At 63.5% G+C, this 12642-nt stretch carries 10 protein-coding genes; 6 read left to right on the top strand and 4 right to left on the bottom strand.

Annotated elements, in window-relative coordinates; translation table 11 throughout:
- Window positions 1–114: 114 nt before the first annotated feature.
- From NHH73_23975 to NHH73_23960, 4 genes are all read right to left on the bottom strand, one after another.
- Window positions 115–1152, bottom strand: a complete 1038-nt coding sequence (locus NHH73_23975; protein ID USX25606.1) for a hypothetical protein — start codon at window positions 1150–1152, stop codon at window positions 115–117.
- A gap of 169 nt (window positions 1153–1321) precedes the next feature.
- Window positions 1322–2017, bottom strand: a complete 696-nt coding sequence (locus NHH73_23970; protein ID USX25605.1) for an HAD-IA family hydrolase — start codon at window positions 2015–2017, stop codon at window positions 1322–1324.
- Between the two features lie 11 nt (window positions 2018–2028).
- Complete coding sequence (gene ubiG / locus NHH73_23965) at window positions 2029–2724, bottom strand: bifunctional 2-polyprenyl-6-hydroxyphenol methylase/3-demethylubiquinol 3-O-methyltransferase UbiG (GenBank protein USX25604.1); 696 nt, start codon at window positions 2722–2724, stop codon at window positions 2029–2031.
- Window positions 2725–2876: 152 nt separating this feature from the next.
- A complete protein-coding gene (locus tag NHH73_23960; protein ID USX25603.1) occupies window positions 2877–3590 on the bottom strand; it encodes an OmpA family protein in 714 nt (237 codons plus the stop codon).
- A gap of 452 nt (window positions 3591–4042) precedes the next feature.
- On the opposite strand from NHH73_23960, the gene gyrA reads away from it, so the two are divergent.
- The 6 genes from gyrA to aroA all read left to right on the top strand — a co-directional run bounded on the left by gyrA (window position 4043) and on the right by aroA (window position 12631).
- Complete coding sequence (gene gyrA, locus NHH73_23955; GenBank protein USX25602.1) at window positions 4043–6748, top strand: DNA gyrase subunit A; 2706 nt, start codon at window positions 4043–4045, stop codon at window positions 6746–6748.
- Between the two features lie 128 nt (window positions 6749–6876).
- On the top strand, window positions 6877–7962 hold the full coding sequence (gene serC / locus NHH73_23950; GenBank protein USX25601.1) for a 3-phosphoserine/phosphohydroxythreonine transaminase: 1086 nt from the start codon (window positions 6877–6879) through the stop codon (window positions 7960–7962).
- A 123-nt stretch (window positions 7963–8085) separates the two neighbouring features.
- Complete coding sequence (pheA, locus tag NHH73_23945) at window positions 8086–9159, top strand: prephenate dehydratase (GenBank protein ID USX25600.1); 1074 nt, start codon at window positions 8086–8088, stop codon at window positions 9157–9159.
- Between the two features lie 18 nt (window positions 9160–9177).
- Window positions 9178–10287, top strand: a complete 1110-nt coding sequence (gene hisC, locus NHH73_23940; protein USX25599.1) for a histidinol-phosphate transaminase — start codon at window positions 9178–9180, stop codon at window positions 10285–10287.
- Window positions 10288–10290: 3 nt separating this feature from the next.
- Complete coding sequence (locus NHH73_23935; GenBank protein USX25598.1) at window positions 10291–11205, top strand: prephenate dehydrogenase/arogenate dehydrogenase family protein; 915 nt, start codon at window positions 10291–10293, stop codon at window positions 11203–11205.
- A 112-nt stretch (window positions 11206–11317) separates the two neighbouring features.
- Window positions 11318–12631, top strand: coding sequence for a 3-phosphoshikimate 1-carboxyvinyltransferase (gene aroA, locus NHH73_23930; GenBank protein ID USX25597.1), 1314 nt, complete (start codon window positions 11318–11320; stop codon window positions 12629–12631).
- Window positions 12632–12642 lie beyond the last annotated feature (11 nt).

The following is a 12642-nucleotide window of genomic DNA, read 5'->3' as shown; positions in this document are numbered from 1 at the left end:
ACTTTTAATGACTATAGTATAGTCGTTCCCGGTGACATTTCCACCTGGCAATTCCTGAAAACGGCTAAATAGTCACACATTCTCACGCCCCGCGGGTGCAGCTGGCCCGCCGTCCTAGCGTTTGCCATTCGCCGGCGGCACCGGCATCGCGGCCACCCTGGCCTCGCCGTCGGCGATGAAGCAGCTCAGCAGATGGGACGGCGCCGGCGCCACCTGGTCCGAGCACAGCTTGTCGTAGTTGCCAACCTCGGGCAGTTCAAGGTCGATGGTAAATTGCACAAGATTATTCATTTGCTGCACTTCTGCCAACCGTTCGCAGCCCAGCTTGCGCTGCGCCAAAGTCAGACCGCGCGCGCCGGCAGCCTCGAAATGGCGGATCAGCGCCGCCTCGACGATGTCCATGCGTTCGGCCCGCAGCGCCTCGGCGGCGCGGGGATCGGCGTTGCAGGGCAGGTCGGCGGCGTCGCCCTCGTCGCAGATCACGTGCACGTTCATGCTCTGCACCAGCAGCAGGGTGTCGACGTCGTCGCCGAGCTGGGCGTGCAGTTTTTGCAGCGCCGGCAGCCTGGCCCTGGACAGGCGCGCATCGGGGTCGCGGGTCTGGCCGACGTGGAACACGCGGCTGGGCGCGGACAGGTGGTTGGGATAGGTCTGCAGGATGTCATGGATCGAAAACGCCTCGATCAGGCCGCCCCAGTTGAGGGTGACGAAGGTCGGCGTCATCGTCACCGTCGGCTTTTTCAGCGTGGCGGCGAACGGCACCGTCAGCTCGATGGTCAGGCTGTCTTTGGCCTGCCCGCCGCCGACCAGCAGCGGCAATGTCAGCTTGAGCGAAAAGAATCCCCATTGCACGGCGGCGGCGGTATCGAAGCGCACGCGCGGGCGGGTGACGGCGAAGAACAGATGGTGTTTTTCGGCCACCGCCTCCAGTTCGAACTGCATGCGGCGCTGGTAGCGGCCGACCGGGTCGCGGATGTCGGGGCGTTCCGGGAAGCCGGCGATCAGGTCGTACCAGTGGTAGCGGGCGTCGGCCACGGTGACCATCCAGCTTTGCGGCGCGTTGGTGTGCTCGGGCAACTGGTGGACGTCGAAATCGGCGAACTGTTCGGGGTAGGGCTGCGGGTATGGGGCAGCCTGTTCAGGGTTGATCATGATGGCCTGACGAAGAGTGGAGAAGTGTCCGCTGCTCCTCTTTCCATCAAGCGTCGATTGGTTTAATGGAAATAAGTATTTCTACGCACTAACTCGAAGACTATACCTGTCAAGCGATTTGAGCAACAAGTTTATTTAAATGGATTCATGGAAGCGGTGCCATACGGCATTACGCCGCCAATTGGGCCTTATCGGCCACGGCCGAGCGCATCAACGCCAGCAGTTGTTCCGGCGTGTCCAGCACCAGGTCGGCCTTCCAGCCGAGCGGCTCGACCGGGCCGCAATAGCCCCAGCCGCAGCCGATGCTCGGCATGCCTGCGGCCTGGCCGGCCTGGATGTCGCGCAAGTCGTCGCCCACGTACCAGCACTGCTGCGGCGGCAGGCCCAGGCGCGTCGCCGCTTCCAGCAACGGCGCCGGATGCGGCTTGGCGTGCGCCGTGGTATCGCCGGAAATGATGCAGGCCGCGTGCCCGAGCCCGATCTGCGGCAGCAGCGGATCGGTGAACCGCGCCGGCTTGTTGGTGACGATGCCCCACTGCAGCCCCGCGTCCTCGATGCCGGCCAGCAGATCGACGATGCCCGGGAACAAGGTGCTGTGCACCGCCATCGCCGCCTGGTAGTTGTCGAAGAAACCTTCGCGCAATTCGGCAAAGCCGTCGTCGCCCGGCTTCAGTCCGAAGGCGGCGCCGATCATGCCGCGCGCGCCGGCCGAAGCGGTCGGGCGCAACAGTTCATAGGCGGTCGGTTCCAGCCCGCGCGCCGTGCGCAGCAGGTTGACGGCGGCGGCCAGGTCGGGGGCGGTGTCGGCCAGGGTGCCGTCGAGGTCGAACAGGATGGCGCGCGGCGCCGGCAGTGCGGTAGTCATGGGCGGATCGATCAGAGCGGACGGGTGGTGGCAACCAGGTAGTTGACGCTGGTGTCTTCGTTCAGGGAATAAATCTTGGTCAGCGGATTGTAGCCCATGCCCTTGAAACCCTTCAGATCGAGACCGGCGCTGCGGACGAACTGCGACAGTTCGGACGGCGTGATGAATTTATCGTAGTCGTGGGTGCCGCGCGGCAGCATGCGCAGCACGTATTCGGCGCCGATGATGGCAAACAGGTAGGACTTAGGATTGCGGTTCAGGGTCGAGAAGAACACGTGGCCGCCCGGTTTGACCAGCGCTGCGGCGGCGCGCACGATGGCCGCCGGGTCCGGCACGTGCTCGAGCATCTCCATGCAGGTGACGACGTCGAACTGGCCCGGCTCCTGCGCCGCCATCTCCTCGGCCGCGACCAGCTTGTAGCGCACTTGCACGCCGGACTCCAGGCTGTGCAGGTCTGCCACCTTCAAAGCTTTTTCCGACAGGTCGATGCCGGTGACGGTGGCGCCCTTGCGCGCCATCGATTCGCTCAGGATGCCGCCGCCGCAGCCGATGTCGATGACGTTCTTGCCGGCCAGCGGCACGCGCGCGTTGATCCATTCCAGGCGCAGCGGGTTGATCTCGTGCAGCGGGCGGAACTCCGAGGTCGGGTCCCACCAGCGGTGGGCCAGGTCGGAGAATTTCTGTAGTTCTAATGGATCGGCGTTCATGGGCTCGGTGTTCCGTGACAAAAGTATTCGCTATTCTAAAGCAGCGGGCATAAAAAAACCCCGCCGGGGCGGGGTTTCTGTGCGCCGAGGGCGCCGGAGCGTTAATTTCTTAACGCATGGGCGCCGGCTCGGCGGCGTGCATCTGCAATTTATTACTTGCTGGTACCGACGACTTCGATCTCTACGCGACGGTTTTTAGCGCGGCCTTCTGCAGTTTTGTTGTCTGCAACTGGCTGTTTCTCGCCTTTGCCTTCGGTGTACACGCGGTTAGCATCGACGCCTTTGGAGATGATGTAGGCTTTGACGGCTTCAGCGCGACGGATCGACAGCTTCTGGTTGTACTCATCCGAACCGACCGAGTCGGTGTGACCGACGGCGATGATGACTTCCAGGTTGATCGAGCTCAGTTTCGAGGTGACGTCGTCCAGTTTCGACTTGCCTTCTGGCTTCAGCACGGCTTTGTCGAAATCGAAGAACGCGTCAGCGGCGAAGCTTACTTTTTGCGCGGTTGGCACTGGCACTGGTACTGGGGCCGGAGCTGGCTGGGCCGGCGCAGGCGCTTCAACCGGTGGTGGCGGCGGTGCTACGCACTTGCCGTTTTCCAGTTTCTCTGGCTCAACGCACAGTGGCAGGTCGCAACCTGGCACGGCATCGGCCGGGGTCCAGTAGCCGGTGCGCCAGCACAGGCCGAACGGGTCACGGGCGATCACGCCGCGCGAATCCTGAACGTAGGCGCTCTTAGGCGTAGCAGCCTTGATGTCTTGGGTGACTGGCGCGTATGGTGGCGCGGTAGGGGTTGGGGTCTGGGCGATTGCCGAGCCGGCGAAAGCTGCCGACACGGCCAACATCGAAATAAGTTTTTTCATATTTTTCTTCCTTTCGGGGGTGATATCCGCAGAAAAACTGCGCGACGTATATTACGTGGGCCGAATTCTACCACGCAGGGGCGTCACGCCTGTCTCCCGATTGCGAAACGAGCAATTAACTTCTAAATCATTTTGCCACAAGCGATCCGGGGGCGTGAAAAGGCGCCAACATGGCGCCGAGTCGCGTCCGACCAAAATGTTGTTTTGTTGCAACGTGATTGTCGATAATAATTGAGTAATGTGTCATCAATATTACATGGTGTTACAACGCGTGAAGTAGCGCACACAAGGCATGGGTGCTGGGCGGGCGGCCAATTTGTGTTAGTTGCGCGGCCCGCATGCTAAAATCGCACGCTTGCCCTTCCAATTAGGAAAGGGAGGGCAGGAGTGCAGTAAGTGCGGCATACATTGCTTAAAAGATAACCCACAGTCAAAGATCAGTCGACCCGCCAATGGATCAATTCGCAAAAGAAACAATCCCTATTTCCCTCGAAGAAGAGATGCGCAAGAGCTACCTCGATTACGCGATGAGCGTGATCGTGGGCCGCGCCTTGCCGGACGTGCGCGACGGCTTGAAGCCGGTGCACCGCCGGGTTCTGTTCGCGATGCATGAAATGAACAACGTGTGGAACCGTCCCTACGTCAAGTGCGCCCGCGTGGTCGGCGAGACGATGGGTAAGTACCACCCGCACGGCGACGCCTCGATTTACGACACGCTGGTCCGCATGGCGCAGGACTTTTCGCTGCGCTATATGCTGGTCGACGGCCAGGGTAACTTCGGCTCCGTCGACGGCGACGGCGCGGCGGCGATGCGCTACACCGAGTGCCGCCTCGACAAGATCTCCGCCGAGTTGCTTGCTGATATCGACAAGGACACCGTCGACTTCCAGCCCAACTACGACGGCAAGGAAAAAGAGCCGACCGTCCTGCCGACCCGCATCCCGAACCTGCTGATCAACGGCTCGTCCGGTATCGCGGTCGGCATGGCCACCAACATTCCGCCGCACAATCTGCACGAAGTGATCGCCGGCGCGCTGCACGTGCTGCGCAACCCGACCTGCTCGATCGACGAACTGATCGAGCTGATCCCGGCGCCGGACTTCCCGACCGGCGGCACCATCTACGGCGTGTCGGGCGTGCGCGACGGTTACCGCACCGGCCGCGGCCGCGTGGTGATGCGCGCCAAGACCCACTATGAAGAGTACGGCAAGGACGGCGGCCGCACGGCCATCATCGTCGACGAGCTGCCGTACCAGGTCAACAAGAAGTCGCTGCTCGAGCGTATCGCCGAGAACGTGCGCGACAAGAAGCTCGAAGGCATTTCCGACATCCGCGACGAGTCCGACAAGTCGGGCATGCGCGTGGTCATCGAGCTCAAGCGCGGCGAAGTGCCGGAAGTGGTGCTGAATAACCTGTACAAGCAGACCCAGTTGCAGGACACCTTCGGCATGAACATGGTGGCGCTGGTCGACGGCCAGCCGCGCCTGCTGAACCTGAAAGAGATGCTGCAGTGCTTCCTGTCGCACCGCCGCGAAGTGGTCACGCGCCGCACCGTGTTCGAACTGCGCAAGGCGCGCGAACGCGGCCACGTGCTCGAAGGCCTGGCGGTCGCACTGGCCAACATCGACGATTTCATCGCCATCATCAAGGCCGCGCCAACGCCGCCGGTCGCGAAGACGGGCCTGATGGACCGTTCGTGGGATTCGTCGCTGGTGCGCGAGATGCTGGCCCGTACCGGCGAGGGTGACACCATCGGCGGCATCGACGCCTTCCGTCCGGAGCACCTGCCGAAGCACTACGGCATGCAGGCCGACGGCATGTACAAGCTGTCCGACGACCAGGCGCAGGAAATTCTGCAAATGCGCCTGCAGCGCCTGACCGGCCTGGAACAGGACAAGATCGTCAACGAATACAAAGACGTGATGGCCGAAATCGCCGATCTGCTGGACATCCTGGCCAAGCCGGAACGCGTCACCACCATCATCACCGACGAGATGACCCACGTGGTCAACGAATTCGGCGACCGCGCCAAGGATCCGCGCCGTTCGAACATCGAGCATAACGCCACCGATCTGGGCACCGAAGACCTGATCACGCCGCAGGACATGGTGGTGACCCTGTCGCACACCGGGTACATGAAGGCGCAGCCGATCAGCGAATACCGCTCGCAAAAGCGCGGTGGACGCGGCAAGCAGGCCATGGCGACCAAAGAGGAAGACTGGATCGACCAGCTGTTCATCGCCAATACGCACGATTACATCCTGTGCTTCTCCAACCGTGGCCGCATGTACTGGCTCAAGGTGTGGGAAGTGCCCCAAGGCTCGCGCAACTCGCGCGGCAAACCGATCGTCAACATGTTCCCGTTGGCCGACAACGAGAAGATCACCGTCATCCTGCCGCTGTCGGGCGAGAACCGGACCTTCCCGGAAGACCACTACGTCTTCATGTCGACCAGCCTCGGTACCGTGAAGAAGACGCCGCTGAAGGACTTCAGCAATCCACGCAAGGCCGGCATCATCGCGGTCGACCTGGACGAGGGCGACTTCCTGATCGGCGCCGCGCTGACCGACGGCGAGCACGATGTGATGCTGTTCTCCGACTCCGGCAAGGCGGTGCGCTTCGACGAGAACGACGTGCGTCCGATGGGCCGCAACGCCCGCGGCGTGCGCGGTATGAACCTGGACGAAGGCCAGCGCGTGATCGCGCTGCTGGTGGCGGAAAACGAGCAGCAGTCGGTGCTGACGGCAACCGAGAACGGCTTCGGCAAGCGTACCCCGATCATCGAGTACACCCGTCATGGCCGCGGCACCAAGGGCATGATCGCGATCCAGACCTCCGAGCGTAACGGCAAGGTGGTGGCTGCGACCCTGGTCACGCCAACCGACGAGATCATGCTGATCACCACCGGCGGCGTGCTGATTCGCACCCGCGTGGCGGAGATCCGCGAGATGGGCCGCGCCACGCAAGGCGTGACCCTGATCGCGGTGGAGGATGGCACCAAGCTGTCCGGCCTGCAGCGCGTGGTCGAAACCGACATCGACGAAGTCGAGCTGGAACCTGGTCCGGACGGCAAGCCTGTCGATGCACCGGTGGCCGACGCTCCGGCGGCGGACGCTTCGGCGCAAGACACCCCGGCGGACGACAATCCGGCGGAATAAGCGCAGCAAACAAAGCCCCGGCCGCAGTATCGGACCGGGGCCGGCGGGGCCAGGGTTTATTTCGCGGATTAATGCGACAATAAGACTGGCCCCGTTGTCATTTTTAAAGCGATACAAAAGGATCCACAGTGACTCACATCTATAACTTCTCCGCCGGCCCTGCCGTACTGCCGAAGGAAGTGCTGGCGCAAGCCGCCGCCGAAATGCTGGACTGGCATGGCAGCGGCATGTCGGTGATGGAGATGAGCCACCGCGGACCGGAGTTTATCTCGATTTACAAGGCGGCCGAGCGCGACCTGCGCGAGCTGCTTGCAGTACCGGACAATTACAAGATCTTGTTCATGCAGGGCGGGGGCTTGTCCCAGAACGCCATCATTCCGTTGAATCTGGTCGGCCACAAGCCGCAACCAGCAACCATCGATTTCATCCATACCGGTTCGTGGTCGGGCAAATCCATCAAGGAAGCGGCTAAATACGCCAACGTCAACATCGCCGCGTCGTCGACCACCGGCGTGCCGCCGCAGTCGGACTGGAAGCTCACGCCAGGCGCGGCCTACGTCCACATGTGCACCAACGAGACCATCGACGGCATCGAGTTCGACTTCGATGCCGGCGTACCGGCGTCGCAACCGGACGTGCTGTTGGTGGCCGACATGTCGTCGCATATTTTGTCGCGGCGGATCGACGTCTCCAAGTACGGCGTCATTTTCGCCGGCGCGCAAAAGAACATCGGCCCGGCCGGGGTCACCATCGTCATCGTGCGCGAGGATTTGCTGGGCAAGGCGCTGCCAGTGTGCCCGTCGGCGTTCGATTTCAAGCTGGTCGCCGACAACGACTCGATGTACAACACGCCGCCCACCTACGGCATCTACATCGCCGGCCTGGTGTTCCAGTGGCTGAAGAAGAACGGCGGCGTCGCGGCCATGGAAAAGGTCAACATCGCCAAGGCGGAGCTGTTGTACAAGGCGCTCGACGTCGACGATTTTTACCAGACCAGGGTTGCGAAGGAAAGCCGCTCGCGCATGAACATCCCGTTCTACCTGAAGGACGAAAGCCAGAACGAAGCTTTCCTGGCCGGCGCCAAGGCGCGGGGCCTGCTGCAGCTCAAGGGCCACAAGTCCGTCGGCGGCATGCGCGCATCGATCTATAACGCGATGCCTATCGAGGGCGTACAGGCGCTGGTAGACTACCTGAACGAGTTCGCGGGCCGGTAATACGTAGGGCGGATTAGGCGGAACGCCGTAATCCGCCATGAGCCGCCAACTGCGGTTGTCGGATTACGCTGCGCTAATCCGACCTACGATTCCGAAGACGATAGCTGAAAAATTGACGATACCATGACAGATAAACTCACCCCTTTACGCGAACAAATCGACGCCATCGACGCGCAAATCCTCGACCTGCTGAACCGCCGCGCGAAGGTGGCGCAGGAAGTCGGCCACGTCAAAGCCGAAACCAACGCCCCGGTGTTCCGCCCCGAGCGCGAAGCGCAGGTGCTGCGCGGCGTGGCCGACCGCAATCCCGGCCCGATGGGCAACACGGAGATGCAAACCATCTTCCGCGAGATCATGTCCGCCTGCCGCTCGCTGGAAAAGCGCGTCACCGTCGCCTTCCTCGGCCCGGCCGGCACCTACAGCGAACAGGCGGTCTACCAGCAGTTCGGCACCGCCGTCGACGTGCTGGCCTGCTCGTCGATCGACGAAGTGTTCCGCGCCACCGAAGCCGGCACCGCCGAATTCGGCGTGGTCCCGGTCGAGAATTCGACCGAGGGCGCCATCGGCCGCACACTGGACCTGCTGCTGCATACGCCGCTGACGATCAGCGGCGAAGTGGCCATCGCCGTGCGTCACAGCCTGCTGACCGGCACCGGCAACATGGACGGCGTCACCGCCATCTGCGCCCATGCGCAGGCGCTGGCGCAGTGCCAGATCTGGTTGAACAATAACTATCCGGACGTCGAGCGCCGCGCCGTCTCGTCCAACGCCGAAGCGGCCCGCATGGCGCGCGACGACCACTCGATCGCCGCCATCGCCGGCGAGCGCGCCGGCGTGCGCTATAGCCTCGGCACCGTCAAGGCCAACATCCAGGACGACCCGCACAACCGCACGCGCTTCGCCGTCATCGGTCACCTGCAAACCGGCCCGTCGGGCAAGGACCGCACCTCGATGGCGCTGGCCGCGCCGCACCGCGCCGGCTCGGTGTATCGCCTGCTTGGATCGCTGGCGCAGAACAACGTGTCGATGACCCGCTTCGAATCGCGCCCGGCCCGCAACGGCAACTGGGAATACTATTTCTACGTTGACGTCGAAGGCCACATCCAGAACGAGTCCGTGGCCAAGGCGCTGGACGAGTTGCAGAGCAACGCCGCTTTCTTCAAGGTGCTGGGATCGTATCCCGTGAGCCTGACCTAACTAAAACAGAGACAGAACATGACCAAGAACTACGGACCAGAATACGTCAGAGCCATCGCCCCTTACCAGGCCGGCAAACCGATCGCCGAAGTGGCGCGCGAATTCGGCCTCGATGAAGCGTCGATCGTCAAACTGGCATCGAACGAAAACCCGTTCGGCGTGCCCGAATCGGCGGTGCAGGCGATGACCGCCGCCGCTACCGACCTGGGTCGCTACCCGGACGCCAACGGCTTCGAGCTGAAGGCGGCGCTGTCCAAGCGCTACGACGTGCCGGCCGACTGGATCACCTTGGGCAACGGCTCCAACGACATCCTGGAAATCGCCGCCCACGCCTTCGTCGAGCGCGGCCAGGCCATCGTCTATTCGCAGTACTCGTTTGCCGTGTACGCGCTGGCGACCCAGGGCGTCGGCGCGCGCCATATCGTGGTGCCGGCCCAGGCCTACGGCCATGACCTGCCGGCCATGCTGGCCGCCATCGACGCCGAGACGCGCCTGGTCTTCATCGCCAACCCGAACAACCCGACCGGCACCTTCATCCCGGCCGCCGACATCCAGGCCTTCCTGGACAAGGTGCCGGCCAATGTGGTCGTGGTGCTGGACGAGGCGTACAACGAATTCCTGGCCGAGGAAAACCAGTTCGAATCGGCCGAGTGGGTCAAGAAGTATCCCAACCTGCTGGTGTCGCGCACGTTCTCCAAGGCCTACGGCCTGGCGGGCCTGCGCGTCGGTTTCGGCATCGCCCAGCCGGCGCTGACGGACCTGATGAACCGCATCCGCCAACCGTTCAACGTCAACTCGATGGCGCAGGCGGCGGCCATCGCAGCGCTGAACGACAAGGACTTCCTCAAGCGCAGTGCGGCCAACAACGCCGCCGGCTACCAGCAATTCACCGAGGCGTTCACGCAGCTGGGACTGGAGTTCGTGCCGTCGTACGGTAACTTCGTGCTGGTCAAGGTCGGCAACGATCCGGCGGCCGGCTCGCGCGTCAACCTGTCGTTGCTGAAGCAGGGCGTGATCGTGCGCCCGGTCGGCAACTACGGGCTGCCGGAATGGCTGCGCGTCTCCATCGGCCTGCCGCAAGAAAACGCGGTCCTGATCGCCGCGCTGACCAAGGCGCTGGCGGAGTAGGGCATGTTGAACAAAGTCGTCATTTTCGGCGTGGGCCTGATCGGCGGATCGTTCGCGCGTTCGCTGAAGAAGGCTGGCGCCGTCGGCAGCGTGGTTGGCATGGGCCGCTCGGCGGCCTCGCTGGCGCGCGCCAAGGAACTGGGCATCATCGACGTCATCGGCGCGGCCGGCGACGAGGGCATGGCCGCAGCGTTGCAGGGCGCCGATCTGGTGCTGCTGGCGGCGCCGGTGGCGCAGACCGAAGCGATCCTGTCGGCCATTGCACCGCACCTGCAAGCGGGCACCGTGGTCACCGACGCCGGCAGCACCAAGTCCGACGTGGTGGCAGCCGCGCGCCGCGCCTTGGGTGGCAAGGTGGCGCTGTTCGTGCCGGGTCATCCCATCGCCGGACGCGAAACCAACGGTCCCGAGGCGGCCATCGACGACCTGTATGTCGGCAAGAAGGTGGTGTTGACGGCGCTCGAAGAAAACACGGCGGAAGATGTCGAGCGCGTGGCGGCCGCCTGGCGCGCCTGCCATGCCGTCATCCATCGCCTGTCGCCGCAAGAACATGACAAGGTGTTCGCCGCCGTGAGCCATTTGCCGCATTTGCTGGCATACGCCCTGGTGGACGACATCGCCAACAAGCCGCATGCGGATTTACTGTTCCAGTATGCGGCCAGCGGTTTTCGCGATTTCACAAGGATCGCCGGATCGTCGCCGGAAATGTGGCGTGACATCAGCCTGGCCAACCAGTCGGCGCTGCTGACGGAGCTGGACGCCTATTTGGCACAATTGACGGGACTGCGCGCCCGTCTGGCCGCCGGTGACGGCGCCGCGCTGGAAAGCGTGTACGGCAACGCCCAGCGCGCCCGCCATCAGTGGATCACCGCGATCGAGGCGGCCGAAGCGCCGCCGTCAAAAGACAAAGCAGAATAAGCGGCGCTGTAACCCTAAGACGATGGGGTCGTACCCGACTGGGTACGACCCCGGCTTGCCGCAGTGCGGGTTTTGCAGGTGCCGCACATGCACGTAATTTAAAGGATTCATCATGAGTAACGAGTACATCGATCTTCAACCCGTCCCCCACGTCGAGGGCGCGGTGCGCCTGCCAGGCTCGAAGTCGATCTCCAACCGCATCCTGCTGCTGGCGGCGCTGTCGCAGGGCGACGTCGCCATTGTCGACCTGCTGGCCTCCGACGACACGGCCGTCATGCTGGCGGCCCTGCGCTCGCTGGGCGTGCAATGGACCGAGGAGAAAACCGCCACCGGCACCATCCACCACGTCAAGGGCGTGGCGGGCGTGCTGCCGAATAAATCGGCCGATCTGTTCATGGGCAACGCCGGCACCGCGATCCGTCCGCTGACCGCCGCGCTGGCCGTCATCGGCGGCGACTACACACTGCACGGCGTGCCGCGCATGCACGAGCGCCCGATCGGCGACCTGGTCGACGCGCTCAACGCCGCCGGCACCGACGTCGAATACACCGGCAATCCCGGCTTCCCGCCGCTGCACATCAAGCAGGGCAAGATCCACGCGCAGCGCCTGTCGGTGCGCGGCAACGTCTCGAGCCAGTTCCTGACCGCGCTGCTGATGGTGGCGCCGCTGATGGCCAAAAAGCACGCGATCACCATAGCCGTCGAAGGTGAACTGATCTCCAAGCCCTACATCGAGATCACCCTGAACCTGATGCGCCGCTTCGGCGTGACGGTGGAGCAGGACGGCTGGAGCGCGTTCACCGTGCAGCCGGGCCAGGTCTACCAGTCGCCCGGCACCATCCACGTCGAGGGCGACGCCTCGTCGGCGTCGTACTTCCTGGCGGCCGGCGCCATCGCCGGCGGTCCCGTGCGCGTCGAAGGCGTGGGCCGCGATAGTATTCAGGGTGACGTGCGTTTCGTCGCCGCGCTGGAGCAGATGGGCGCGCAGATCACCATGGGCGACAACTGGATCGAGGCCAAGTCGAACGGCGTGCTTAAAGCCATCGACGCCGACTTCAACCACATTCCCGACGCCGCCATGACCATCGCGGTGGCGGCGCTGTACGCCGACGGCACCAGCACCCTGCGCAACATCGCCAGCTGGCGCGTGAAGGAGACCGACCGCATCGCGGCCATGGCGGCCGAGCTGCGCAAGGTCGGCGCCATCGTGGAGGAGGGGCCTGACTATATAAAGGTGACGCCGCCGTCGACCATCACGGCCGCCACCATCGACACCTACGACGACCACCGCATGGCGATGTGCTTCTCGCTGGTGTCGCTGGACGGGGCCGCGCGCAAGGGCAACGTGATGCGCATCAACGATCCCAAGTGCGTCGGCAAGACTTTCCCTGAATACTTCTCGGCGTTTGCCGCGATTGCAAAATAAATAACTGAGCA

This window comes from Oxalobacteraceae bacterium OTU3CINTB1, from assembly GCA_024123955.1.
Lineage (GTDB): Bacteria > Pseudomonadota > Gammaproteobacteria > Burkholderiales > Burkholderiaceae_D > Rugamonas.
This window is presented reverse-complemented; position numbering and strand designations above follow the sequence as displayed.

Coding starts and splice junctions, on each gene's coding strand:
- NHH73_23975 (USX25606.1), bottom strand. CDS start 1,152: ATGATCAACCCTGAACAGGCTGCCCCATACCCGCAGCCCTACCCCGAA.
- NHH73_23970 (USX25605.1), bottom strand. CDS start 2,017: ATGACTACCGCACTGCCGGCGCCGCGCGCCATCCTGTTCGACCTCGAC.
- ubiG (USX25604.1), bottom strand. CDS start 2,724: ATGAACGCCGATCCATTAGAACTACAGAAATTCTCCGACCTGGCCCAC.
- NHH73_23960 (USX25603.1), bottom strand. CDS start 3,590: ATGAAAAAACTTATTTCGATGTTGGCCGTGTCGGCAGCTTTCGCCGGC.
- gyrA (USX25602.1), top strand. CDS start 4,043: ATGGATCAATTCGCAAAAGAAACAATCCCTATTTCCCTCGAAGAAGAG.
- pheA (USX25600.1), top strand. CDS start 8,086: ATGACAGATAAACTCACCCCTTTACGCGAACAAATCGACGCCATCGAC.
- hisC (USX25599.1), top strand. CDS start 9,178: ATGACCAAGAACTACGGACCAGAATACGTCAGAGCCATCGCCCCTTAC.
- NHH73_23935 (USX25598.1), top strand. CDS start 10,291: ATGTTGAACAAAGTCGTCATTTTCGGCGTGGGCCTGATCGGCGGATCG.
- aroA (USX25597.1), top strand. CDS start 11,318: ATGAGTAACGAGTACATCGATCTTCAACCCGTCCCCCACGTCGAGGGC.